The organism is Nostoc sp. DedQUE05 (assembly GCF_034530955.1).
GTDB lineage: Bacteria > Cyanobacteriota > Cyanobacteriia > Cyanobacteriales > Nostocaceae > Nostoc.
This window is the reverse complement of the sequence record NZ_JAVRCB010000054.1, coordinates 13,346-39,191: the sequence shown is the minus strand read 5'-3', so window position 1 is coordinate 39,191 and position 25,846 is coordinate 13,346. Positions and strand designations below refer to the sequence as shown.

General features: G+C 42.3%; 25 protein-coding genes. 7 read left to right on the top strand and 18 right to left on the bottom strand.

The window, feature by feature from the left end; genetic code table 11:
• The first annotated feature begins 64 nt into the window (after positions 1-64).
• The gene (gene zwf, locus RMZ42_RS29820; RefSeq protein WP_322674813.1) at positions 65-1,594 is read left to right on the top strand and encodes a glucose-6-phosphate dehydrogenase; all 1,530 of its coding nucleotides are present in this window, start codon (positions 65-67) and stop codon (positions 1,592-1,594) included.
• A gap of 162 nt (positions 1,595-1,756) precedes the next feature.
• Positions 1,757-3,133, top strand: a complete 1,377-nt coding sequence (gene opcA / locus RMZ42_RS29815; protein ID WP_322674812.1) for a glucose-6-phosphate dehydrogenase assembly protein OpcA — start codon at positions 1,757-1,759, stop codon at positions 3,131-3,133.
• Between the two features lie 944 nt (positions 3,134-4,077).
• Here the strand turns inward: opcA and RMZ42_RS29810 are convergent.
• Positions 4,078-4,713 (bottom strand): glutathione S-transferase, encoded by a 636-nt coding sequence (locus tag RMZ42_RS29810; protein ID WP_322674811.1) that lies wholly within the window; start codon positions 4,711-4,713, stop codon positions 4,078-4,080.
• A gap of 237 nt (positions 4,714-4,950) precedes the next feature.
• Between RMZ42_RS29810 and RMZ42_RS29805 the strand changes: the two genes are divergently transcribed.
• Positions 4,951-6,384, top strand: a complete 1,434-nt coding sequence (locus RMZ42_RS29805; protein ID WP_322674810.1) for a cobyrinate a,c-diamide synthase — start codon at positions 4,951-4,953, stop codon at positions 6,382-6,384.
• A 310-nt stretch (positions 6,385-6,694) separates the two neighbouring features.
• Here RMZ42_RS29805 and RMZ42_RS29800 read toward each other — a convergent pair whose 3' ends face one another.
• The 9 genes from RMZ42_RS29800 to RMZ42_RS29760 all read right to left on the bottom strand — a co-directional run bounded on the left by RMZ42_RS29800 (position 6,695) and on the right by RMZ42_RS29760 (position 15,066).
• Positions 6,695-7,117 (bottom strand): TerB family tellurite resistance protein, encoded by a 423-nt coding sequence (locus RMZ42_RS29800; RefSeq protein ID WP_194043291.1) that lies wholly within the window; start codon positions 7,115-7,117, stop codon positions 6,695-6,697.
• 57 nt (positions 7,118-7,174) lie between these two features.
• The gene (locus RMZ42_RS29795; RefSeq protein WP_322674809.1) at positions 7,175-8,662 is read right to left on the bottom strand and encodes a 16S rRNA (cytosine(967)-C(5))-methyltransferase; all 1,488 of its coding nucleotides are present in this window, start codon (positions 8,660-8,662) and stop codon (positions 7,175-7,177) included.
• A gap of 188 nt (positions 8,663-8,850) precedes the next feature.
• Entirely contained in the window at positions 8,851-10,302 is a 1,452-nt protein-coding gene (locus RMZ42_RS29790; protein WP_322674822.1) for a glycoside hydrolase 100 family protein, read from the bottom strand.
• 705 nt (positions 10,303-11,007) lie between these two features.
• Positions 11,008-11,628 (bottom strand): Uma2 family endonuclease, encoded by a 621-nt coding sequence (locus RMZ42_RS29785; protein ID WP_322674808.1) that lies wholly within the window; start codon positions 11,626-11,628, stop codon positions 11,008-11,010.
• 57 nt (positions 11,629-11,685) lie between these two features.
• Complete coding sequence (locus RMZ42_RS29780) at positions 11,686-13,422, bottom strand: DnaJ domain-containing protein (protein WP_322674807.1); 1,737 nt, start codon at positions 13,420-13,422, stop codon at positions 11,686-11,688.
• A complete protein-coding gene (locus RMZ42_RS29775; RefSeq protein ID WP_322674806.1) occupies positions 13,406-13,927 on the bottom strand; it encodes a PspA/IM30 family protein in 522 nt (173 codons plus the stop codon). The genes RMZ42_RS29780 and RMZ42_RS29775 overlap by 17 nt, the downstream gene beginning before the upstream one ends.
• 150 nt (positions 13,928-14,077) lie before the next feature.
• A complete protein-coding gene (locus RMZ42_RS29770) occupies positions 14,078-14,212 on the bottom strand; it encodes a hypothetical protein (protein ID WP_322674805.1) in 135 nt (44 codons plus the stop codon).
• 215 nt (positions 14,213-14,427) lie between these two features.
• Positions 14,428-14,826 carry a type II toxin-antitoxin system VapC family toxin gene (locus RMZ42_RS29765; protein WP_322674804.1) on the bottom strand — a complete coding sequence of 133 codons (399 nt, stop codon included), beginning with the start codon at positions 14,824-14,826 and terminating at the stop codon, positions 14,428-14,430.
• A 6-nt stretch (positions 14,827-14,832) separates the two neighbouring features.
• Positions 14,833-15,066 (bottom strand): hypothetical protein, encoded by a 234-nt coding sequence (locus RMZ42_RS29760; protein ID WP_322674803.1) that lies wholly within the window; start codon positions 15,064-15,066, stop codon positions 14,833-14,835.
• A 60-nt stretch (positions 15,067-15,126) separates the two neighbouring features.
• Here RMZ42_RS29760 and RMZ42_RS29755 point away from each other — a divergent pair, with 60 nt between their 5' ends.
• Together RMZ42_RS29755 and RMZ42_RS29750 are read left to right on the top strand one after the other, a co-directional pair.
• On the top strand, positions 15,127-15,360 hold the full coding sequence (locus RMZ42_RS29755) for a hypothetical protein (RefSeq protein WP_322674802.1): 234 nt from the start codon (positions 15,127-15,129) through the stop codon (positions 15,358-15,360).
• Between the two features lie 61 nt (positions 15,361-15,421).
• The gene (locus tag RMZ42_RS29750; protein WP_322674801.1) at positions 15,422-17,107 is read left to right on the top strand and encodes a SulP family inorganic anion transporter; all 1,686 of its coding nucleotides are present in this window, start codon (positions 15,422-15,424) and stop codon (positions 17,105-17,107) included.
• 488 nt (positions 17,108-17,595) lie between these two features.
• On the opposite strand, the gene RMZ42_RS29745 is transcribed toward RMZ42_RS29750, so the two are convergent.
• Positions 17,596-18,267 carry a pentapeptide repeat-containing protein gene (locus tag RMZ42_RS29745; protein ID WP_322674800.1) on the bottom strand — a complete coding sequence of 224 codons (672 nt, stop codon included), beginning with the start codon at positions 18,265-18,267 and terminating at the stop codon, positions 17,596-17,598.
• A 244-nt stretch (positions 18,268-18,511) separates the two neighbouring features.
• Positions 18,512-19,186: a cadmium resistance transporter gene (locus RMZ42_RS29740; RefSeq protein WP_322674799.1), complete on the bottom strand. Its 675-nt coding sequence runs from the start codon at positions 19,184-19,186 to the stop codon at positions 18,512-18,514.
• Between the two features lie 587 nt (positions 19,187-19,773).
• Here RMZ42_RS29740 and RMZ42_RS29735 point away from each other — a divergent pair.
• Complete coding sequence (locus tag RMZ42_RS29735; protein ID WP_069074674.1) at positions 19,774-20,214, top strand: Crp/Fnr family transcriptional regulator; 441 nt, start codon at positions 19,774-19,776, stop codon at positions 20,212-20,214.
• A gap of 126 nt (positions 20,215-20,340) precedes the next feature.
• Here RMZ42_RS29735 and psb35 read toward each other — a convergent pair whose 3' ends face one another.
• The 6 genes from psb35 to RMZ42_RS29705 form a co-directional block, all read right to left on the bottom strand.
• A complete protein-coding gene (gene psb35, locus RMZ42_RS29730; protein ID WP_322674798.1) occupies positions 20,341-20,568 on the bottom strand; it encodes a photosystem II assembly protein Psb35 in 228 nt (75 codons plus the stop codon).
• 182 nt (positions 20,569-20,750) lie between these two features.
• Positions 20,751-21,740 (bottom strand): D-alanine--D-alanine ligase, encoded by a 990-nt coding sequence (locus tag RMZ42_RS29725; RefSeq protein ID WP_322674797.1) that lies wholly within the window; start codon positions 21,738-21,740, stop codon positions 20,751-20,753.
• Positions 21,741-21,830: 90 nt separating this feature from the next.
• Positions 21,831-22,277, bottom strand: a complete 447-nt coding sequence (locus tag RMZ42_RS29720) for an SET domain-containing protein (protein WP_322674796.1) — start codon at positions 22,275-22,277, stop codon at positions 21,831-21,833.
• Positions 22,278-22,446: 169 nt separating this feature from the next.
• Positions 22,447-23,607: a KamA family radical SAM protein gene (locus RMZ42_RS29715; RefSeq protein ID WP_322674795.1), complete on the bottom strand. Its 1,161-nt coding sequence runs from the start codon at positions 23,605-23,607 to the stop codon at positions 22,447-22,449.
• 496 nt (positions 23,608-24,103) lie between these two features.
• Complete coding sequence (locus RMZ42_RS29710) at positions 24,104-24,772, bottom strand: Uma2 family endonuclease (RefSeq protein ID WP_322674794.1); 669 nt, start codon at positions 24,770-24,772, stop codon at positions 24,104-24,106.
• Positions 24,756-25,205: a hypothetical protein gene (locus tag RMZ42_RS29705; protein ID WP_322674793.1), complete on the bottom strand. Its 450-nt coding sequence runs from the start codon at positions 25,203-25,205 to the stop codon at positions 24,756-24,758. Before RMZ42_RS29705 ends, RMZ42_RS29710 begins: the two co-directional genes overlap by 17 nt.
• A gap of 184 nt (positions 25,206-25,389) precedes the next feature.
• Here RMZ42_RS29705 and RMZ42_RS29700 point away from each other — a divergent pair, with 184 nt between their 5' ends.
• On the top strand, positions 25,390-25,725 hold the full coding sequence (locus RMZ42_RS29700) for a hypothetical protein (protein WP_292733993.1): 336 nt from the start codon (positions 25,390-25,392) through the stop codon (positions 25,723-25,725).
• The last annotated feature ends 121 nt before the right edge of the window (positions 25,726-25,846 follow it).

The following is a 25,846-nucleotide window of genomic DNA, read 5'->3' as shown; positions in this document are numbered from 1 at the left end:
AATGCCCCATGCCCCATACCCAATGCCCAATCTCAAAATCCAAAATCCAAAATCCAAAATTGTTATGGTTAGTCTGCTAGAAAATCCCTTGCGCGTTGGTCTGCAACAACAACGGATGTCCGAACCCCAGATTATAGTCATTTTTGGCGCTTCTGGCGATCTCACTTGGCGCAAACTAGTGCCAGCACTTTACAAATTGCGGCGAGAACGGCGTATTCCACCAGAAACTACCATTGTCGGTGTAGCACGTAGAGAATGGAGCCATGAGTACTTCCGCGAACAAATGCAAAAGGGCATGGAAGAAGCACATGCGGATGTTGATTTAGGGGAACTCTGGCAAGATTTCTCTCAAGGTCTGTTCTACAGCCCTGGGGATATAGACAACCCCGAAGGCTACCAAAAACTGAAAAACTTATTGAGTGAATTAGACGAAAAACGGGGCACACGAGGTAATCGAATGTTCTACCTCTCAGTTGCCCCCTCATTCTTTCCCGAAGCGATTAAGCAGCTAGGAACCGCCGGGATGCTAGAAGATCCCTACAAACATCGTCTAGTAATTGAAAAACCCTTTGGTCGGGATTTGGCTTCTGCCCAAAGTCTTAACCAAGTGGTACAGAAATATTGCAAAGAAAACCAAGTATACCGGATTGACCACTACTTGGGTAAAGAAACAGTTCAAAATTTGCTGGTGTTTCGCTTTGCCAATGCGATTTTTGAGCCGTTGTGGAATCGTCAATTTGTTGACCACGTACAAATTACCGTAGCAGAAACCGTGGGAGTGGAAGATCGGGCTGGTTATTATGAAAGCGCCGGCGCATTGCGGGATATGTTGCAAAATCACCTCATGCAACTTTACTGCCTAACAGCGATGGAAGCGCCTAACGCAATGGATGCCGACAGCATCCGCACAGAAAAAGTGAAAGTACTCCAAGCTACTCGTTTAGCTGATGTTCAGAATCTGTCGCGGTCAGCAGTCCGCGGTCAATATAGTGCTGGCTGGATGAAGGGTCAAGCAGTGCCAGGGTATCGGACAGAACCAGGCGTTAATCCCAACTCCACCACACCGACCTACGTCGCCATGAAGTTTGTGGTAGATAACTGGCGCTGGAAAGGTGTTCCTTTCTACTTGCGTACTGGGAAGCGGATGCCGAAAAAAGTCAGTGAGATTGCCATTCACTTCCGCGAAGTTCCGTCTCGGATGTTCCAATCAGCCGCCCAACAGGCAAACGCCAATATTTTGACGATGCGGATTCAGCCGAATGAAGGTATTTCCCTGCGTTTTGATGTGAAAATGCCAGGGGCAGAATTCCGTACCCGTTCCGTTGATATGGACTTTAGTTATGGTTCCTTTGGCATCCAAGCCACATCTGATGCCTACGATCGCTTATTCCTTGATTGTATGATGGGCGATCAAACATTATTCACCCGTGCGGATGAAGTAGAAGCCGCTTGGCAGGTCGTAACGCCAGCCCTTTCCGTTTGGGATGCACCCGCCGACGCCAATACTATTCCCCAGTATGAAGCTGGAACCTGGGAACCAACAGAAGCAGAATTCTTAATCAACCAAGATGGCCGTCGCTGGCGCAGACTGTAAAAAGTTAGGAGTGATGAGTTAATAGTTAGGAGTAATAAATTATGAGTTTTTGAGTTAATAATTTCAGTTATTCTAACTCCTAACTCCTAACTCCCAACTTTTAACTCCTAACTTCTAATTCCTAACTGATTCACCAAACAAAGCTGACAACTCAAAACTACTATGGCTCCCCAAGCTTCTACAATTTTTTCACTTCAGACGCCAAAAGATATTTCGCTTAACGAAATAGAAGCGGAACTTCATCAAATTTGGCAAAGTTATGGCATTACTGGCGAGGACGGTGGGCTTCCTGCTGCCACCCGCGCCACGACATTTACCTTAGTGGTTTACGAACCCGAAGAAACCCAGTATCTTTTGGCTACTTTGGGATTTTACAACGGCCCGCTTGATGGGATTCTAGGGCCTCAGATGGTAGCTGCCTTGCGCCAAGTACAGACAAAATATCGACTGCCAGATACGGGAACAGCAACCCCTGAAACCCTGGCTATCTTGAGAGAAGAATTTATTAAACGTCAAGGAAACGGTGCTGCCGGAGATAATGGTTCTATCGATCTTCCCAGCTTAAATGCCCCAAGCCCCAGAATTGCTGATGAAATCGCCCTCCGCAACCCCTGTCGCATCATCGCGCTATTTCCGATTACTGGCGAAGATGAAGGGGTCAAAGCTCAAGTTTCTGCCTATTGCCCCATCCAGAAGCAATCATCAAGCACACTAATTTGCTGCGAATACATCACTATCAGTGGTACTGCTGCTGCCTTGGAACGGGTAGGGGGGATGATTCCAGCATTGTTGATTGGCGGCTTACCGAAGTTTCTCTGGTGGAAAGCAACACCACACCCCAACAACACTCTATTCAAGCGGCTGGCAGCCGTCTGCAATAATGTGATTGTGGATTCTTGCCGCTTTAACGAGCCAGAAAGTGACTTACTTCGTCTCCAAGAATTGGTAGAAAGTGGTGTTCCCCTAGCTGACCTTAACTGGCGTCGCCTTTCAGCTTGGCAAGAATTGGCAGCTGAAGCTTACGACTCGCCTCATCGTCGGGCTGCCCTTCGGGAAGTTGACCGAGTAACTATTGATTATGAAAAAGGCAACCCCGCACAAGCACTGCTGTTTTTGGGTTGGTTGGCAAGTCGTCTAGGATGGCAGCCAGTTTCCTATCAAAAGGAAACCGGAGATTATGAAATCACTCGGATTAACTTTATTGCCCAAGACCAACGCCAAGTAGAAACCGAATTAGCGGGTGTTCCCCTTGCTGATGTGGGTGAAATTGCTGGCGACTTGATTGCTTTGCGCCTCAGTTCGACCAATCCGCAGGCGGACTGTGGTACAGTAATTTGCTCAGAAACTGGTGGTTGTATGCGGATGGAAACCCACGGCGGCGCTCAATCTGCTGGTCTGTTTCAACAGGTGACTTCACTTTCTGAACAAAAGGCGGAAGCATTGCTAAGTCAGCAGGTACAACGTTGGGGTCGCGAGTCACTTTTTGAAGAAAGTCTGGGAGTGACTGCGAATATTTTCAAATTGGAAACAAATAGTTAGTTGCGCTTGGAAACAATAAAATTTACCAAAATTGCGAAAATCAAACACAAACTCTTCAGATTTTTGGATATTTCAATAATCTGGAGGGTTTTTCTATAGCGCTTCTCGGTTGAGTCCAATACAGACCTAACCCCCAGCCCCTTCCCTACAAGGGAAGGGGAGTAAGATTCAAAGCCTCTCTCCTTTTAGGAGAGGAATGGAAGTGAGGTCAGAGTATATTGCATCCACGCGAGAACCGCCATATTTTCCTTGGTGTTAAATCAATACTGTTCGGTTAAAGCAAGAGACGGGATTCATCATGTCTCTACAATAATCAATCTTTTGTCTTGACGGCGTATCACGTCTTTGGCGAGCAATAATTTTCATCAAAAAATCTTAATCGAACCGTATTGTCCCAACCTTCTCCTAAGCTTGGGCTACGCTGTACACATTAGTCTTTTAGAGTTGCTGTGTAATTTCTGACTTTTCACGGTATCTGGAAAACCTCTCTTCTATTTTTCTCTTCCTTTTAGGAGAGAGACTTTGAATTTTCCCCCTTCCCTGCGAGGGAAGGGGGTTAGGGGGTTAGGTCAATCGTTAGCTTTTCCACATAATGTGAAAAGTCAGGTGTAACTTAGGGTGGGCTAATCTTTGCAAGTCGATGTATTAACATAACAAGTCAATGCATTGGCATAGCAGGTCGATGCATTAACATAACAAGTCGATGTATTAACATAACAGGTCGATGTATTAACATAACAGGTCGATGTATTGGCATAACAAGTCAATGCATTGGCATAACAGGTCGATGTATTGGCATAACAAGTCGATGTATTAACATAACAAGTCAATGCATTAACATAGCAGATCAAGACGTGGGACAGCTTTAGAAGACTTTTGTGTACACTGTAGCCTTGCTTGGGAGAGGGATTTGGGGTGAAAGCTCATCGATTCATGCAAGAAGTCTATTGAAAAGATACCTCGTATTTACCTCCACGCTCCAGGGCGCGTTTGTAAGCAGGTCGTTCATGAATGCGCTCGACAAATTCTTTCAGCTTTGGTCGGTTCTCAACTTCTTCGGGGAGTGCAGCGATTACTTCTAGGGGAAAGCTCATTTGGATATCGGCGGCGGTAAATTCATTGCCTACAAACCACGTATTTTTACGGAGTTCGTCTTCTATGTAGTCAAAGTGAAGTTTGATCTGGGGCGCGACGAATCCGCTAACCACGCTGCTGTCGCCTGCCCCGAAATTGTTCAATACCAGCCGCATCACCAACAGTGGCATTGCCGAACCTTCGGCGTAATGCAGCCAATACTTGTAGCGCAGATGCTCCGGCGTACCGGATGCTGGGACTAACCGACCATTACCATAGCGCTCGACTAGGTATTCGATAATTGCACCCGACTCAGCGATCGCCAAGTCTGCATCTGTGATTACTGGTGACTTTCCGAGAGGATGGACTTGGCGCAGCGACTCCGGTGCCATCATCGTCTTGGCATCGCGTTCATAGAACTCGATCTCGTATTCGATACCTAATTCTTCAAGCAGCCACAGCACCCGCTGCGATCGCGAGTTGTTAAGATGATGCACTACGATCATAAACTTTCCTCTTTTGGTAGCTGATTATTATCCGATCTCGGCTAATCTCCAACTGTATTATTAAACAGACGTTTTCAACCTAACTCCCCTAATTGGGTAGTTTTCTGGTTTCTAATTGGTATAAGTTTGAGTTAATTGGTTTGATAAACTGGTACATCTGCTTTTGCATAAAGCGACGATGGACGCACAGCCAATAATCAAAATAGTTGCTGCATAAAAACCTAATTTGTTTCATTTATGGCTTTAGTCATTGCCGGGGAACGTAGTGGGGTGGGTAAGACAACAGTCACGCTCACCCTTTTAGCATCTTTACGCCGTCGCGATCGCTTGGTGCAATCTTTTAAGGTAGGGCCAGACTACATCGATCCGATGTTTCATCAACACGTAACTGGTCGTGCTTGTCGCAATTTAGACCCAGTATTGACTTCCGAAGCCTACGTTCAGCAATGTTTTGCCCGTCATAGTCAACTGAGTGAATATACCCTCGTGGAAGGGGTGATGGGGTTGTTTGATGGGATTTCGTCATTAGTCACTAGTCATTTGTCATTTGCAAATAACGAAGGACAAAGGACAAATGACAAAGGACAAATTACTGATTTTGCAAGTACGGCACACATTGCACGGCTTTTAGATTTGCCTGTGATATTGGTGATTGATTGCAGCCGTTTATCTGGTTCTGTAGCTGCGATCGCTCACGGCTATCGATCTTTTGATCCCCGAATTAAAATAGCTGGAGTAGTATTAAATCGCGTCGGGAGCGATCGCCATCTCTCTCTCTTGAAAGATTCCCTAGAACCCTTACAATTACCCATTCTCGGCGTCATGCGGCGTCAAGATAACATTACAATTCCCGATCGCCACTTGGGTTTAGTACCCACAGCCGAACTTCCCGAACTCAATGCTTTAATCGATCGCCTCGCCGATTTAGGAGATAGTTGCTTCGATTGGCAACGTTTATTACCTTTGTTAAAATCAGAACCCCTTTCTTTTTCTGCTTCATCCTCCTTATCTCCCTCATTCCCAGTTAGGATTGCAGTAGCCCGCGATCGCGCATTTAATTTTTACTACCAGGACAATCTCGATTTGCTGCAACAGCTTGGTGCAGAATTGGTTTTCTGGAGTCCCTTAGAAGATGCTGGTATACCAAAAGATATTCAGGGAATGTATTTTGGCGGTGGTTTCCCAGAAGTTTTTGCCCAGCAACTTGCAGAAAATTCTAGCGTTCGTCATGCAGTGAAAACGGCAATACTTCAAGGAATGCCTACAGTTGCCGAATGCGGAGGATTAATGTATTTGTGCGAGCAAATTATCGATTTTGAAGGTAAATCTTGGTCAATGGCGGGAGTATTACCAACATCTGCTGTGATGGGTGGACGTTTAACTTTGGGTTATCGTCGTGCTGTCGCTTTGCAAGATAATTTGTTAGTTAAGGCAAATACAACTGTTTACGGACATGAGTTTCATCGTTCCCATTTAACCTTAACTCCGACTCAACCCCTATTTGAAACCTCTCGCTACGATTGTGACGAAAATATGGGATGCGAAGGATGGGGTTTACCTGCAAATATTCATGCTTCTTATATTCATCAGCATTGGGGAGAAAGTAGAGAAATTCCCCAGCAGTTTCTTAAAGAATGTCTAAAAGTAGCATCTTCAAAAACGTGGATTTAAGCCAATACAGTTCAGATAACCCAAAACCCTCATGTAGAGACGCGATTTATCGCGTCTTGATTTATCGCGTCTTGATTTATCGCGGGGTATGGGGATAAAGAGACACAAAAAGGCAGTGATATCATGTCCGCATAATTAGTTATGCTAACCACAGTCATTACACCCCACCCCCAACCCCTCCCCGCAAGCGGGGAGGGGAGACAAAGCATAACTTTGGCGGGGGTGGGGTTCTTCGGGTTTAATAAGCAATCAAGCGGACATGATATGAGATAATTCACCGCCTCCTCTTGGATCAACTCATAGTTCCATGTTAGTTTTGGACTTCAACCCAACGGCGGTAAAGCTTTTGAATTTGTTTGAGAAGCGCAGTGTGAGCTGGTTGATTTGACTCATTCGGCTTCGCCATATCCTGCAATTGCGTCAGGAGTCTGGCTTCTTCGACAGCAACTTCACCATCGCTATAAATTAAACCACTGATGGCTTCAATCAGATTTTCGCAATCTTCAAGACTGGGGCGATCGCCTAGATACTCCCGCACCCAGTCGTAACATTCTTTTGGCTGCACAGGAACTAATTCGTACAGCCAAGGCTTAATTTCTGGGTCGTTAGCTAAACCTTTTGCTTGAGCTATTTCGCGGAGATATTGCCGTTCTTCTGGCTGGATTCTGCCATCGATCCAGGCTGCTCCAATCAGGATTTTAACTAAGTTTTTCACATTGGAAGGGGAAACCATTGCTGCCTCCTCTGGTAGATTCAGGCCTCCACCAAATCGTACAATCCCAAACAGTATTCACTCGGAATTATTGGTTTTTCTTAAGCGCACCATAAAAAAACCATCCATATCCTGTCGATGGGGCCAAAGTTTAAACCAACCTTCAGGCGCACTATCGGTAGAATCAGGTAACTCAACGCCAATAGGAGACTCAATTTGCCACTGAGGTGAATCAGCTAAAAACGCCGAAACTACTTGTTCATTTTCAACTGGATGCAATGTACAGGTGGCATAAACTAGTACACCACCAGGTTTGACAAAAGTTGAGGTATGTGTCAATAATTCTCGTTGCAGTACCGAAAGTTCTCGGACGGATTCTGGTGTCTGTCGCCAACGCGCATCAGCATGACGGTGCATAGTTCCCAAACCAGAACATGGAGCATCAAGTAATACACGGTCTGCGGTATTTTGAAATTGCTTGAAGTGGCGACTGTCGCCAGTGTAAATTTGAATAGATTGTAAATTTAGCCGTTGAGAATTTTCTTGGAGTTTGCGAAGACGAGACGGAGTGCGATCGCAAGCCCAAATTTTACCGTCATCTGCCATTAATTCCGCAATGTGGGTTGTTTTCCCCCCTGGTGCAGCACAGGCATCAATTACCACCTCACCTGGTTGGGGGTCGAGCAAATGACCTACCAATTGAGCGCTAGCATCTTGTACAGTCCACCAACCTTCTTTAAAACCCGGTAGTTTTTGAATTGACCCAGTATTACCAATAAATCGTAAAGCTTGGGGTAAATGAGGAATCCGTCTCACCAAAACACCAGCAGATTGCAAAGCCGCCTCAACTTCCTCAATGGAGGTGCGAAGTGGGTTGATGCGTAAGTCAATGGTTGGTGATTGGTTCATCCATTCACACAATTGTTCTGTCTCAGTCAAACCCAGTTGTTCTAACCAAACTTGAACAATCCAATCAGGAAAGCTGTGTAAAATGCCCAAGCGTTCCACCTGATTTTTCACATCATTTGGAAAAGTTAGCGCGAAACCTAACCCCCCAGCCCCCAACCCTACAAGGGTTGGGGGAGAATTCAAAGCCTCTCCCTTTGTAGGGGAGAGGAATGGAAGTGAGGTTTCCAGATTTGGTGATTCTGGAAGTTGTAACGGATCGCCCTTTATCTTCTCTGCAAGGCGGATGTATTGTCGTAATAAACCGTTAACAAAACCCGCCAGTCCAGCAAAACCGTTTTCTTTAGCGAGTTGGACTGTGGTATTAACAGCAGCTGAGGCGGGAATACGCTCTTGATAACGCAGCTGGTAGAAGCCCAGATGTAAGATAGTGCGGAGGTCTTGTGGTTGTTGATGAGATTTCTTTTTGGCGAATTGATCGATGAGAGTATCGAGGGTGCGTTGCCTTCTGACGCTCCCATAAACCAATTCTGTCACTAAGCGGCGATCGCAATCAGGCAAATTAACTTTTTGCAGCACTCTATCTAGGGCAACATCAGCATAAGCCCCCTTATGAACATCTCGCAGGGCGATAAAAGCTAATTGACGGGCGTTTGTCATGAAAACACGATTCGGGAGTCAGGAGGCTTTTGTATTCTAACTCCCAACTCTTTACTAATTCGTAATTCGTAATTCGTAATTGTCGAGTTGAATTCCCCCTTGTTTATAGGTGGTCTTACTTTTATTCGGGTCTAAATTTCTGTCTAGAACTGTCTTTTAATGACGAATTACGAATTATAAATTACGAATTATTGCATATATGGGTCTACAGTGGCAATTTCTAACTCACACGCTCTAGAAACCTGTTCTGCTGGTAATTTTCCAAAGCTGATTAATGGTAAAGAAGTGGGGTCTGCCACGAGTTCTTTTGCTAATAAGAACCCAGTGATTGTCCAAGTTTGATATTTTCTAGCTTGTTTGCCAATCAGTCGCCCTTTTTTTCCATCATAATACTCTGGCCATTCATCTGTACTAAGGCGTCCTTGGGCAGTTTGAATCGCCTTTTGTGCGAGATTTGTTCTATTAGTTTTCACAGCCGCCGCCGCCAACATCCACATTAAAACAGGCCAACTACCAGCATTATGATACGACCAAGGTATATTTTTGGGGTCACATCCAGTCACAATTCTGTATTCTTCATGTTCCAAAGCTGGGAAACAAATTTTCATTGGCATATCTCCCACCAAATCATCCCATCGTTCCTCAATAAGAGTCATAATCGCTTGTGACTGTTCTTCGGTGGCTAAGTCGGAAATGATTGCCATTAAGTTTCCGAGTGAAAAGAAGCGAGTATCTAGCTGCGACGGGCCAACATTACCTGCTAAATAACCACCTTTTTTTGGTAGCCACTTATCTAATTCATAATAGGGAACGGAATCTACATATATGTTGAACAGATTAACAGCAGCCTTGCCATATTCTTCACTTTTGAAGCGATAAATTGCATTCAGACGATTAATATCTATCCAATAATGCTGGCGAATATGAGCGCATAAAAGAGGCAAACGGTTATCAATGGCTTCAACAATATCAGAATTACCTTGACAAATTAGCAGTTCGCGAGATGCACGCAATGCCGTGTAAAAGAGGACTTGTAATTCTAAAGGATGCCCATAAATGCCCATACGACGGTCAATCATACAAGCGCCATCTGGAACCAACAGCGTTGGGTACATATCAAAACGATTTGCCAAGCAGATTTCCATAATTAACCTGATTCCATTTTGGAATTCAGGTTGATAGGCGAGAGAAAAATCTTCTGTGGCGACTATATAAGCGCGCAATAAAATAATCCACCATAAGCAAGAATCTACAGGTGTAACTCTAGCGATCGCATGTTCGCCAAAGTCTGCTTCTAAATATTCTTGCCCATTGTCTGATACCACTTTAAAGCTAGCTGGTATTAATCCGCGTCCTGGCTTATAGGCATCCAATGCCTTTTCTTTAGGCTGTAACTTTAAGGTTTCTTCTAAGAAATTACGAACAATATCGGTTCTACCTTTAATCAGAAAAATTAGAGCTGAAGAAACAAAATCTCGGACAAAGCACTGATCGTAATTAAGCGCTTCTACAGAAGCATCATAAGCCGCTACTGTGCCAACAGGGCGACCTTGATAATAGAGAATTGATTTTTCTAGTGCTAGCCATGCTTCTTCCACTTCTTTTAAATTCTCAGTAGTTTCCAATTCATTTAGGTGCATTGCCAGAATAACTCCATAAGGATTGTGAATTTGTGGTAGATGTGTCTTCATTTATTCTTTTTGCTATTCTCAGCATAACAAAAACGATTCTTTTAATAGCAAAAATAGTTGAGCAAAAAATAATCAACTAACAAGAAATAAAATTGCTGATATTTATACAAATTTATTGTTAGTTAATTGCTTCCCATCTATTACTATTTTGGTGAATTATAGTTGTTATTTTCCACCGCAACTAGTAAGATAATTCCTAAAAACAGTCACATAAGATATACTTTTAGATTATTTATTGTTCCGTTGTCTGTCCAGAATCTTTGCTTTACCAAACAAAAACATATCTTCAGCGCTGTTTAGGAGTTGTGTGAAGTTAAACTGGTTGCAGTATATTTACTTGAGCAGGATTAGTTTTTGACATTAAGAAGCCAGATTATTGCCCTATTCTCTAATAATTTATAACGTTTTTTCTGAATATGCAAGATGAAGGCTATAAAATTTTAATATGTCAATACTTCTCAAGGGTTAAATATCTTACCCTGCTGACAGATGACATGGGGCGTTTATAGGAGTCTATCCAAAGATAACGAAGAGTGCTGAGTCAAAGACTGTTCCAAGGAACGCAGTATGTATCCAATTATATAAGTAACAAGTATTAGTACAATGTTTATCGTAAGTAAAAGAGTTGAATTTTGAATTTTGAATTTTGAATTGTTAATACTGTTCTCCCGAAGCAGCCTTAAACACTTGTTCGGCAGTTAGATTCAGCTCTGTTAAGCTTGGCGATTGAATTTGCTCATTACCACAAAACTGAGTTACTTGATATTCGCCATCCACTAATATATAAACTGATATTGTCGGTTGTTTAGGATTGCCGATAAACCGTTTTCCACCAAGAGCAGCATAGTCAACAATCCAATATTCTGGAATTCCAATTTCCTCATATTCAGCGAATTTGAGAAAGTAATCATCTCGCCAATTTGTACTCACAACTTCTACTACCAATGAAATTGATGCTGCTTGAGTAACTGTTGATGATTTTTTCCAAAGTGGTTCATTAATTAAGTTTGGGATATTAAATACCAGCACATCTGGAATATAACCAGATTTTTTATCGACAGATTTGATTAATGCTTGAGCCGGAATCGAATAAGCTAGGTTAAACCGGCGAATCTCAAAATTGAGTTCTCTAATCAGAAATGCTCTGACTAACTCATGTTCCCCTGTCGGCTGCATTTCAACTATTACTCTTTTATGTAATTCATATCTGCCGTTTTCCGGTTTCCATTCGACAAATTCTTCAAAATTTATCGACTCTACTAAATGTTGAAACATAACACTATTTCCTCAAATATTATTCATATTTTGACTAGCATCGATAAACTGCTAACTTCATATTACCTGTCGCTGGAATTCTTTATAAGCTCGATTAATTGCTTGCATTGAGGCTTTTGCAATTGTAGAACTATTAACATCAGGATGATACAATCTTGCTAATCGACGGTAGGCAATTTTAACAACATTGGGGCGATCGCTCTGATTTACGCCCAAGACTTCCCACCATTCCCCAGATAATCCATCGAGAGTAAATTGACTCCAAATCTTGATGCTTCCGCCATTACCGCCGCTTACCAGTGTCTTGCCATCAGGGCTAAAAGCAACGGGATTACACCCAAAAAGATTTTGTAGTAATTCCCCAGTGTGGAGGTTCCAAAGTTTGATTGTACCGTCTCGGCTGGCACTGGCGAGGGTTTTTCCATTAGGACTAATGGCAACAGACAAAATCGCTGTTGAGTGTCCAGTCAAAGTGGAAAGTAATTCTCCAGTTTGGAGATTCCACAGTTTAATTGTGGTGTCTGTGCTACCACTAATAAGAGTTTGACTGTTATGACTAATAACAACTGTATTCACCGCTCCCAAATGTTCAGTGAGAATATAGCGTTGTTCCCAAGTTTTGGTATCCCAAAGCCTAATAGTTTTATCGGCACTACCAGTTGCAAGGATTTTACCATCGGGACTGATGGTGACAGACAAAACTGCATCTGAGTGTCCATTCAAGGTGCGTTTTACTGTTCCCGTGTAGCGTCCCCAAATTCTAATCGTTTTATCAGTGCTACCACTAACAATAATTGCCCCATCAGGACTATATGCTACCGAGTTAACAAAGCCATTATGACTGTAGGGAGAATTTAAATAAAAGAATGTATGGAGAAATTTTTTTGTGTCTATCTGCCAACTGCTGATTTTGCGATCCACACTACCACTTGCAATCTTCTGTCCATCAGGGCTGATAGCAACAGATAAAACTGCTTCTGCTTGTCCAGAGAATGTATAAAGCCATTTTCCCGTTTTCAAGTTCCACAAATTAACTTGTCTGTCATCACTGCCACTGATTAAGGTAGTACCATCGGGACTGATTGCGATCGCATTAACTGCCGCTAAGTGACTCTTGAGTGTGCGTACACATCTCCAAGTTTCAGGTAGCTGGGTTTCTAGAGAAATTATTTCTGGTTCAATATTGGGAGTAGAAGGTTTAGGAGTAACAAATTCTGATTTTTTATTGAATTCAGCCTTAAGCGCTTGTAACTCGTCTTCCATTTCCAAAACGGCAAATTTTTGGTTGAGATCGTCACCAGATAAAAATGCATCTAATTCCATCACTGCTTCGGAATAGTATCCCATCTGCAAAACTTTCTCTTCCATCCGCTCAAAAAGCTGTGCTGGAGTTTCGCTAATTCCCGATTCGTCTAACAGTTTGGCAATACCATAGGCGGCGAGTCCCACTACTGCACCGATTCCTGCCATCGGAACTGCACCAATACCAAATGCTAGTCCTACTTTCGGTGCGACTAAACCCATACCACCGACGACGCTATAAACACTAGCACCACCGACTGTACCAATTCCCATTGCACCAAAAGCAACAGCATCTCCTTCTGCTATGGCTTTAAAAGCGCCATAAGCAGCTGCACCAGCCACAGCGCCAGCACCGACTACAGGAGTTACACCAATACCGACTGCGCAAAATCCGCCTGCTAGCCCCATCCCGCCTACAGTTGCGGAAACACCAGCACCTGCTAGGGTTCCGCCTGCAATGAATGCTGCCCCTGTTTTAGAATTCTGTGTCATTGCCTAATGTTTTCTTGAAATTTTCTAGAGTCATCAGATTTTGTCTGAGTAAAGTTACTGTTGCTTGCTGCTGTTGAAGCTGAGTTAGAAGAACAAGCACAATTTTATTTTGTATTTTTTTATTTACTACAGCTTGAAGAGCTAAATCATCATCATTGTTTTTCAAAGCGTCCTGAACTTTTTCGTTCCAGTATTTAATTTCTTTCTGGGCTTTTTCAAAATCTTTCTCAATACTTTCTTGATTAGCAACAGCGCTGTTGACAGCTTTTTTTGTCTCATGAATAGCCTCTGTTAAAAGCACTTTGCTGTCTTTTTTAGCTTGAGTTTGCTCTTGAGGTTGAGGTGGTAGCATTAATGCTTTAAGTTGCTGTAATTCATCATCAATCGATACATCAACATCTTTATATTCAAAGCTGATGAATGTTGGTGAAACCTCACCGATGTTAGACTCACTCCGTAATACTTCATTCTGTGTTTTTGAAACCTTTTGCTCCCAAGATTGCAAACTACTTTTAATTGCGTCTACTTGTGGTTGTTGCTCCTCTACCAGGGTTTTTAGTCTACTAGCGATTGCTTGATATCGTTCCTTTTGGAATTTCGCTTGATTAATTAAATTCTGATTACCTCCTTGCACAGCAAGGTGATATTCTTGTTCCTATTTATCAGCTTCGGCTTGAGCTTTTGCATAGTCTCGTTGAGCAATTTCTTGGGCTACTCTAGAGTGGCTTGCTCCTTCGCGTAACTTTCGTAGGGCATCCTGTGATGATTGATTTTGGTCGTAAAGTCCCATAAGTTTATCTGAGTAGCCTGATTACCCAGAGAGTATACTAATTAATACTATTGCGTCCTCGTAAAAATTACTTAAGCCTTGACTTTTCCTTTTAATGCTACTTCAGGAAAGTCTCAGTACAATATTTAATTAATTCGTAGCAAAATAAATTAGGCAAAGCTCTGCGTTAGTCTGCGTCCCTTTGCGTTTAAAAACATAACGATTTTACGCACTCATTACCAAATAATCGAAACTAATCCTGATGCAGTTATATTTGAATCACAGGTTAATAGTTGTACTTCATTACCTTTACTTGCTAAAACTAGTGCAGTCGCAGTAATTTGCCTATCGTGCATTTCATTAATAGCAGATAAGCTCATAGTTATTTTAATTATATCTTTGTCAAGTGGATAAATTACCACACGCGGATCGGCTTCAACTACTGAAAGTAAATTCTTGGCAGAAGGGATAGATGTTCTTCCTCTCTCAATAATCCAAACAGCTTCAGCTAATGTTGTAGCTGGTATAACTAACTGGGAATCAGGATTAGAAAGAATAGCATTGGCATTCGCACCTAATCGCGAATTTCCTTCAATAAACCAGATGAGAGCATGAGTATCAATCACGTACTTCATAATTACCTATGACCAGTCTAAGCCATCTTCGGTATCTCCATTAAATTCAGTAATTTTAAAATCGTTTTCTGTTGATTGTTTCTTCCCAGAAAACATACCAAACCGCATTATCTGCTTTTGGATTGGAGATTTTTCTGGTTCTAAAAAAGTTACAATAACACGGCTTTCTGACACATTAGATGGTAATTCTGAAAGTTGTATATTACCGTTTTTATACACTCCTTCAATCGATTGCAACATTAGTATTTACCAAATTTGTACTCATAGAAATTATAAAGTGAATACTAAAAATAGGCTTATTTGTTTAAAAACATCAACTTTTTGGGCTGTACTGGTGCTAGCTGCTGTGCGTTTGGATTAAAGCAGAAATTTATCTCTGTAACTGAGACTTTAGGTAGCGATCGCATACCATATACACACTCTATCGATTATGTCAAGCAAGCCTGCGCTTTTATTAATCAGCAAATAGGCGAACTTGAACCAAAACCCATACGCAATCAGGGAATTCTCAATAACCCTGATGAAATCTACTAAAAAGATGGAATAACATTTGTGTGTGCTTCAGAAATTGTGTATAAGAGTTAAAAATGACGATATGGCAACATCTAATATCCTCAAAGAACCACAGCTTTTGCGGCTGGGTAGCTTGTTTAGTGGGCTGCGTGGCGATTTCACGGGAGGGCTAACAGCAGCAGTGGTGGCATTGCCTTTAGCTTTAGCCTTTGCCGTGGCTAGTGGTGTGGAACCAAAGGCGGGACTTTACACCGCGATTGTGGCGGGAATTGTCGCCGCGATTTTTGGTGGTTCCTCAGTACAGATTACAGGGCCAACAGGTGCGATGGCTGTAGTTTTGGTGGGAATTGTCGCCAAGTACGGCCTTGAGAAAGTTTGGATTGCTGGGGTGATGGCTGGGATTATCCAGATTGCCTTGGGGGTTGCCAAACTGGGACAGTTAGTCAAATTTATTCCCTATCCGGTAACGGCAGGTTTTACTAATGGTATTGCCGTGATTATTTTTTGTGGTCAGTTAAATAATTTCTTTGGTTTAAAATTACCACGTAGCGAACATTTTTTACCCGGACTTTGGCAAAGTCTAACTAATGTAGAAGCTTTAAACTGGGCAGCAGTTGCTTTGGCAGTTGTGGTAATTGCCACCAATCTTTTGTGGCCAAGGATCAATACGACAATACCAGGTTCTTTAGTGGGACTAGTGTTAGCAACTGCGATCGCTTCTGCTTTCCATCTGAATGTACCAACAATTGGCACGATTCCTCAATCTTTACCGATGCCTCAAGGTATTCCCCACTGGAATGATTTTAGCCTGATTCGGGAACTAATTAACCCGGCTTTGGCTTTAGCTGCACTGGGAAGTATTGAATCGTTGCTATCGGCGGTAGTGGCAGATGGTATGACTGTCAGCGAGAAACATAATAGCGATCGCGAATTAATTGGTCAAGGTTTGGCTAATATGATTGTGCCATTTTTTGGTGGTATTCCTGCCACAGGTGCGATCGCTCGAACTGCTGTAAATGTCCGTTCTGGCGGCAAAACCCGACTATCTGGCGTAATTCACGGTGTTGTTTTAGCCATCATCGTTTTAACTTTAGCACCCCTAGCAGCACAGATTCCTTTAGCGGCACTTGCTGGGATTTTGATGGTGGTTAGCCTGCGAATGGTTGAGTGGGAAGCTATTGGTTTATTGATGCGTGCTACCTACTCAGACTTTGCTGTAATGATTCTCACCTGGCTAGTGACAATCTTATTTGACTTAGTTCTCGCTGTCGAAGTGGGATTGATTGCAGCCGGAGCCTTGTTCATCAAACGCATGAGCGAATTGAGCCTAGCCAAAATACCTGAAACCGAAGTATTTCCCCCTGGTACTCCTCTGGAATTAGGTAAAGAAATTGCCGTTTATCGGGTAGATGGCCCCGTATTTTTTGGTGCTGCTGAACGGTTTGCTACTTTCCTCCGCGATGAACCGGAAGTAAAGTATTTAATTCTCCGGTTGCGGTTTGTACCAAATATGGACACAACTGGGTTAGTAGCCTTAGAAGATATTTATCATGACTTGGAACGGCACAATTGCCGCTTAATTCTCACAGGTTTACAACCCGAAGTCCAACAACTACTAGAACGTACAGGATTGTTAAATACAATTGGGTTATCAAATTGTTTTGAAACAACCACAGAGGCGATTTGCTCCATCTCTCCTCAGATTGCATGTTCTCAACCTGTCGCGGCTGATTTGAAAACAAAAGAATTGCTGGAATTAAATGACTGAAAATATTTTGCCATTAAGAGGATGTTTGAAAAGTCGCAAAGTATCTTAGTACCGCAAGGCACAAGTGAAAAGTCACGCATAATTGTATTCCAAGCTCTTGCGCCATTTGCAATGGTATGTTTATTTACGCGGTACTGTACTATTACAATGTCTAAGTTAGTTAGGACTTACGCAAGTGTCATAAAAAAATCGGATTTGTAGTTTGTAGTAAGCGGCTCTAGCCCTTATTTTGAAGACTTTAGCCCTCTCTTCTCTTTCGGAGACGCTAACGCGAACGAGACGCTGCGCGAATACTACGAACTGAAAATAATATGCCAGTTGCGTAAGTCCTGTTAGTAATGAAAAATTTGTAGTAAGCACTTTAGTGCTTAGAAAATTAACGACTAAAGTCCTTACTACGAACTTGCCTATTAATTAAAGCCTGTATTCATTGCTGAATCAGGCTTTTGATATTTTTTATTCAACTCGTATGGAGAACTTCAGTTTAATTACCGAATAGCGAATCCTTCTGGTCTGATTGCATCTTCCAAATCAACACCCATCAGGTTAGCTCCTTGAATGTTTGCATTTGTCAGATTTGTATCTTCCAAGTCTGCGTTTTGTAGGTTAGCGGTTTGCAGATTGGCTCCCAGTAGATTGGCTTTCTCTAAGTCTGCATCAAATAGGTTTGCTCCCACCAGGTTTGCTCCCCAAAGGTTTACCTTGCCTAAATCTGCTCCTTGAAAGTTAGCCCCTTGTAAGTTTGTTTGCTGCAAGTTAGCTCTTTCTAAGTCTGCATTTTGTAAGTTAGCACCTTCCAAATTTGCTGCTTGCAGGTTTGTGTCCTTTAACATTGCCCCAGCCAGGTTACAGCCGACACATTCATTGGTTTGTAATAAATGTCTAACGTTATCTGCTACTGACACTATTGGCGGCACAACTGGAGATATTACTGGTGGTGTTACAGGCTCTATTGGTAATTTAAGCGGAGATATTACTGGTGGTGTTACAGGCTCTATTGGCGATTCAACTGGAGCTAGTTCAGATTCCGTAGGTATGGATGGTGTTAGTGCTTGCGCTCTAGCGCTGGGCTGGATAAGCAGAGTAAATCCCGCTACAACTACCAGAAACACTGCTTTTACGAGCCACTGAGTTAATTTTTTAGAGTTGGATTGATTCATTAGTTCCTTCATAATCTGATTCCTATTGGTGGGCTTGCTTTTATAAGAGCCATCGATAATGTGCTTTATTCTCACTTTAGATAACTTGATTGATAAGAGCAAATATTATTGTTATTCATATTGATAAATTCAAGTGATTAAAAAATCTTTTTGGATGGGAACCGATCGCTGATTTGTTTGCTTACATCATCAAGAATTGCGATCGCGTGGAGCGTCCACTCAAGGGGGAGCGATCGCTTCATACCTAATTCCCAAGCATTGCCAGACTAGGTAAAAGTCGATATGTTTCACTTTTAATTAAGATAGACAGTCCCAAGTAAATTAAGATAAAGGGAAAGATTTTGCGACCATAGCGAGTTAAAACGGGAGTCATCAGAGGATTACGAGTCAAGTTGTAAGAGAGTAAACACCACATCCCAACAGCGCAATAACAAACACACAGAATTACGCCCAAACTTGGAAGATTGCTACTGGCAAACAACGGTACATAAATTCCAATGTTGTTTCCTCCATTGGCAATGGTGACAGCAGAAACACGGTAAGTTTGAGGATCGCGGATGGTTGCTAATAGTGATTTCTTCTGGCGTGCAGATTTTACCGGAGAGGTGAAGTCAACTGACACAGCTTGCACTGTCTCTTCTTGTTCTTCTCGACTGATGAGATTACTGATACCAATGGCGACGGGAAGTAAACCTAGTAAACCAATCCAGCTGCTAGGAATAATCAGACCCCCGAAGAAACCAGGGAGACTAGCACATACTAAGGTAGTAAATCCCAGGAATTCACCGAGAACAATATGCTTAGGGCGAAAGCTACGATTGACTTTACCGAAAAAAGCTGTCAAATATAAGTTGTCGTCAAAGGTAGTTGCAAAAGCGACAGAGATTCCAATCAATAATGTACTAATTAGCCAAGCCATAATTGTTGCTCACAGTAATTCTAATGCTGTTTGTGTTAATCTTCTCTGCTTCTCGATCTGAGGGCAGGTTCAGAGATTTTGTGACTGTTTTTCTAACGACAACCGAGCGATATTCGTTATTTATCAGCCAATGATCCAATTTTTAGAGGCATTGCCTCCAATCAAATTGGTGATTTTTTCTCAGCAAGGTACCTTGGGAGCTCATGAAATCAATATTATGGCTTGCAGCCAAATAAGAGCAAATACTCTTGTTTTTTAAAATGATAAATAAAAGTGATTGACAAAATTACTAAATGTTTTGGGCTTTGTACCCATTGACACTCATGAGGGAAAAACGGAAAGAAAATAGCCTTTAACCTTTTCCCTAAACTAAATTCTGAGTTCAAAATGCACAAAACGAGTAGTATTGAATACTGAGCTATTGTTTGAGAAACTTCTATGCAATCGCTCTTATTGAAGAGAACTCTTGTCAGATGATAAAGGCTCGGATATCCTTGACGGCTAGCATTCAACATCGGTAATATGACTAATCGCCCTCTGACTTCAGTTTTGAGATGTTCAGTAATGTTGAATTTTAACTTGTAATTATGCTAACCAGTGTTGACCGTTTATTATTTGTCCGGCGAGTCCCGATTTTTAAGGAATTGCGGGATGATTTTATTGTGCGGCTCACTTCAGTGATGAACGAATTGTCATTCCCAGCTAATTACACCATCTTTCGACAGGGAGAAGAAGGGCGATCGCTCTATATTGTCGTCTCCGGTCGAGTTAAAGTTCACATTGGGAATAAACAGTTGGCAGAGGTGGAACAGGGAAAATATTTTGGTGAGATGGCAGTATTCGATACTCAACCTCGATCTGCCACTGCCACGACTCTAGAACCTTGTGAATTTTTAGAACTGACGCAAGAGCAACTATATGATGCGATCGAAGAAACTCCCGAAATTGCAGTGAATATCATTCGTGAGTTATCCCGTTTGATTCGCAGATTGAACGACGATATGAATGTAACTTCTTTGCGGAGTTAATAGGCAAATGTAGAGATGTAGCACTGCTACGTCTCTACAAGGCTTCTGAATAATCTAAAATGTGGTTCAAAATAAATGAAAACTGCTGTAAGTTTGATTATTAAACTCAGCACTCATCACTGCTTATTATTTAGGTTCACCCACACCCGGAGTTTCTTCTTTATCAACTTTAGGCACAAAATCAGGACGTTCTTTGCTTTCCCAACCTGCGGGGCGTTTCGAGTTGTACCAAGCTATTGAGCCAATGGTGACAGCAGCAACAAAACCAACGACATACACCAAGGTAAAAGCAACAGGAAAATGAGGGGCAGCATCTATAGCTGGTGCTGCTGTTTGCATAAATAATAAATTCATGAGTATATTCTCCACAGTCAGGTAACACTATTGAACACCCTATAAGATGAGCGTATCACCTAACATCCCTCTGTAGTTTAGTTTGAGCAACTTCATATTGCATAAAAAAGGCAGAGGGGAGGGGGAAGTCGCTGACATATATAGGTTTGTTGCACCTGTCAGCCTGCCCCACTGCCTATTTTTCAGCATTTATATCTTTGCCATGCAGACTCGACTATTTCAGCAATGATTTCTGTATATGTCATACCACCCAAACGTCCGATCATTGGTAAGTCTGAGCGGATATGATGTAGCCCTGGCAATGGGTTAACCTCCATAAACTGCAACACACCACTAGGATCGCAGCGTAGATCCACACGGGCAGCATCACGGCAACCAAGAGTATGGTAAGCATCCAGCGCTAGTTGCCTTGCCTGTGCTGCCAGTGGTTCGGGATCTATGAGCAAACGATAAGATACCCGTTCCAAATACTCATCTTTATTGAGGGTGGTGTAGGCGAAAGCTTCCACTTGACCTGTAAAAATTACTTCCATCACACCTACTACCCGTGAGTTGCTACCGTTGCCAATAATGCCTACTGTTACTTCTCTACCAGGAAGAAAGGTTTCCACGAGTATTGGTTGCCCAAAAAGTGCGTGTAACACTTGATAAGTATTGACTAGCTCCTCGCGTTCTTTGACAAGAGAACGCCCAGTTACCCCTTTAGAACTGCCTTCCGCCATAGGCTTAAGGAAAAGTGGCATTGGCAACGACACAGCTGCTGCCTCTGCGGTAGTATTCGCGACCTCAAAGGGAGCTGTCGGCAAACCGCGATCGCGCACTACTCTCTTAGTTAGTGCCTTGTCTAACGTCAGGGCGCAGGTAAGCGGATCGGAAAAGGTGTAAGCTTGAGCAAATAATTCGCAGATTGCCGGGACTTGAGCTTCGCGAGAACGACCCTTTAAACCCTCAGCAATATTGAAAACCAGATCCCAGCGATCGCCTTTTGCCAAACGCAGAGCAAGTTTTCTACCATTACCGACACGTTCAACCTGATGACCTAACTGCAATAGTGCAGTTTCCAACCCGATGATGGTTTCTTCATCGTCGAACTCCATCACCTCAGACGCATTGAAACCAGCCTGAAGGTAATCTGCCTTCAGGTCATAACATAGACCAATAAATAACCCCATACCCCGATAATTCCCAGTGAGAAAGCTTTCTCTGTTAGCTTTAATGTACAAATTAGGTGTCTTAATTAAATAATTTCGATTACTAAATCTTTAATTAAGTGAAAATATCTCATCAACAACATCAAACCATATAGGAGATTTATCATCAGGAGAACCGTTGTAGTTAGCAGTAATTTCTTCTCCTACTTCTATATCTCGGTAGGCAATCAGATCCAACTCTCGGTCAGCGAATTTTTTCACATAATAAGCATTGGGATTGTAGGAATGGTTGATCGAGGAAGATAAACCTAGAGCGATCGCCGCAGCTTTATCTTCCCAATCGTAGTAATAGTTGCCCAAAATTGTTTTATCTAAGAATTCAACCTGTTCTGCGGGTATAACAACAATTGGCACTCTCTCAATGAGTTCTCCTTTCAAAAAGTGCTTCTGTGTGAAGACACCTCGACCTTTTAGGTTTGTATTACCAACAATCAACATTCCAACTAATCTCCTGCTATTACTTAGTTTTTTGGTTTGCCAAGAACTCAATAGAAACATTTCAACCAGCTCTATTAAATGATGGCGATCGACTCGTGTACAAATATATAGTGTTATATCAAGTCCGGTTAATCACTTATGATTACCGCATCTGTGCAAAAATCCCAAAAGCCTCTTTCCCCAGCAATAACTGCGGTCTATAATGATAAGTTTTTAGCCGGACACGATATTACCCCTGCTCAACTGGATCTATATATGTGTACGTCTTACCTGCCCAATTTTGCACTGTAGCTGTACCATTCTCATAAGCAACTAGAGTTTCGGCTTGAATTGGGACTTTGCCACCACCACCAGGGGCATCAATTACATAGGTTGGTACAGCGTAGCCAGTAGTATGACCGCGTAATTTAGAAATTAAATCAAGCCCAGTTTGCACGCTCGTTCGCAGATGTGCAGTCCCAACAACAGGGTCGCATTGATAAAGATAATAAGGTCGTACACGCAGCTTCAGAAGACCGTGAAACAGATTTTTCAGGGCTTTTTCAGAATCATTCACACCTTTTAACAGCACGGTTTGACTGCCTAGAGGAATGCCGCCATCAGCGAGGCGATCGCAAGCTTGTGCCACTTCTGGGGTAAGTTCCTGCACATGACAAAAGTGCAAAGATAGCCACACACGATGTTTACGTAGCAAGGCAACCAGTTCTGGTGTAATTCGCTGCGGTAAAAAACTCGGCACGCGGGAACCAATGCGGATAAATTCAATATGCTTGATGGCACGCAGCCGCCTCAGCAAATTGTCTAAAGGTTCATCAGCCATCAATAGAGGATCGCCACCGGAAATTAGTACATCACGGATCTCGGTGTGTTCCTCCAGGTAAGCGGCGATCGCATCCAACCGCCGCGTTACTGGGTACATCTCACCTTGGCTCACCAAACGAGAACGGGTGCAGTAACGACAATAAGCAGCGCAGCTGTCTAGGGCAAGCAGCAACACTCGGTCAGGATAGCGGTGTACGAGTCCTGGTACTGGAGTGTCGCCATCCTCACCACATGGATCTACCATGTCTGCTGGACTAACTATTAGTTCTTCTTGCCGTGGTATCACTTGTAACCGTAGTGGACAAAGGGGATCTTCTGGATCGAGTAGCGATGCAAAGTATGGAGTTACGGCTACAGCAAACTTCTCTGGTGCAATTAAAAGTCCCTGTTCTTCGGTAGCACTAAGCCTTAATAACTTCTGAAAGTGTTCTAGCTTAGTCAACCGATGCCGCATTTGCCAGCGCCAATCGTTCCAGTGTTCCTGGTTGTAAGTTTCTCCCAAAATCTGACAAATTTCTTCACACCGAATATCAGTTACTAGAGGATCTAGAGTAATGTTTTTGATCATGATCAGACCGAAATTAAGCTGAGAATAATAAACCAATCACAGCCTAATAGAGTGCGGCGCAAATCCAGCTACCATCTCAATTAAGCAAGCAGACAAGTAAGGGCAATTAATGAATTTCCCCTACTCAAGTCCCTTGTTAAAGGTAAGCAAATTTATCTCACAGTGTATTAGTATGTTTACTTAGATTTTTAGGTAAAATAAAAAAATTTACTTTCAATCTGACAATAAGTATTTTTCTATACTAAGTAGCTTGATGCTGCGATCGTAGCGATCGCTCTTAAAGTGTCTTTGTTACCTTAAGTCAGTCGGTCTTTCGTGTTATTAATCAGTATTAATGCATAGACTAATGTCGTATATTTCATTATGTAAGGATTTTTTGGGGTGCGATCGCTCAATCTACAACTTGTGTAGAATAATGCAGCCAGCTACGTCACATTTGATTACCGTTGGGTGATTGTGGCGAGAAGACGACTAAAATAAATTTCTTCGTTGCTAATCAGCGACTCATTGCAAAAATCTGTTCAGCCGTTAAGGGAATGTTCGGAAACAATCTAAAATCAATTCGATCCTGCCCTCGAAACACCTTTGGGGGTAAATACTCTCCATCTTCAAGTTGGTAGATTGTAATGGTTGGCTGTTTGGGAGAGCCAATGAACCGAATGCCACCAAAAGCAGCATAGTCCACAATGATGTACTCAAAAACGCCCAAGTCCTCATATTCAGCAAGTTTTGTCAGATAGTCGTCCTTCCAGTTGTTGCTAACGACCTCAATGACTCCGGGTGGTGGAATATATGCAGCAGCAGAACTAGAGCTAGTTTTCATCCTCTGCCATTCAACTCTTGCAAATATGACAATATCTGCTTTCCGGCTTTTTTCCTTTTCGCCTGGTGCTGTTTTGAGCCGAACCTGCTTGGACTGGCGCGACACGTAAGGCAGGTCATTTTCTTGGCAGTGATTTTCTAAGTAAGCACACAGTCGCTCGATCAAATCCTCATGATTTGCATTTGGTTCTGATAATGGCACAGGAATCCCATCCAATAGCTCAAACTCTCTGCCTGAACCATCGTCCCAGGCAAGAAATTCTTCAAAAGTCAGTGGTTGTGTGACGGTTGCGTACATCGCCCTCGCTCCCTTGGTGACGGGTACTTCACTCAATGCTACCAAGATGTACAGCTTTATCTATGGCTATTAAACTACCTAGAGAATGAGCAATCAAATGAATTTCTTGTTGATTTGAGTGGTCATTTAAGAACTGACTCAGTTGTTCAACGATAGCTTTACGTATTGCTTTACCGCGATCAGGATTTTGATAGATTAAAAAATCACCTAAAAAATTACTGATTATCTCATTTCTTCGTTTTCTGTATCTGTAAATATCATCATACGAACCTTTATATTCTTTATGATGTTCACAAAATCTAGAAAAATCCTTCTCAATACATCTAATAGTTTGATGTTTTTTATTGTTGAATAAGTTCCCCCAAAAACTTGAGTAAAACTTTGCAGGAATTGCTAGTTTGTTGTGTATTTTTTTTATGATTACGTCAGCATATCTAGAATTCTGAGTGTTGACACTGTGGATAAAGAATACAAGCATACTGGTGAATAATTACAGTTATAACTGCTAGAAATTGTACTGTTATAATATTTCCCCATAACCAACCTCAAATCACTGCGCTATAAAACAATTGTTATTTGATGTTGAGCCGTACAAATTTCGGGGAACACTAAACTTGAAACCCAATGAGTCTGTTATATCAGTATTTATTAGAGGATATAGTATGGATGAATTTGTAAGGAAAGCAGCTGGAATAGGTTTGCCTGCAATTGTACTTATAATTACGATGGCTACTACAGGTCTTACTGGTGCTGCTGCTATTACAGCAGCTTTAGCAATGTTGGGGCCAGGAGGGATGATAGGTGGTATAGTTCTGCTGGGAATAATAGGATTGGCAGCTGATATGTTATCTAAGTTTGGTCTAGAGGCGTTGTTAATAGCCATCTATAGACAACGCTTACAAAATGGGGAAACTCGTAACAATATCTGCCAAGAAATTAACTGGCTACCTATCTCTGGAGATTTAAGGCGCAGGCTTAGAGAAGAATTTGGGTGCTAATTGCTCTAAGTAAGCGATATTTGTTAGTGAGTATCGCCTCATCTGCTAAATTTAAGGAGGATTCTGGAAATGCGATCGCGTACGGCGGGGCCTAGCCCATCGCACAAATGCCGCTCATCTT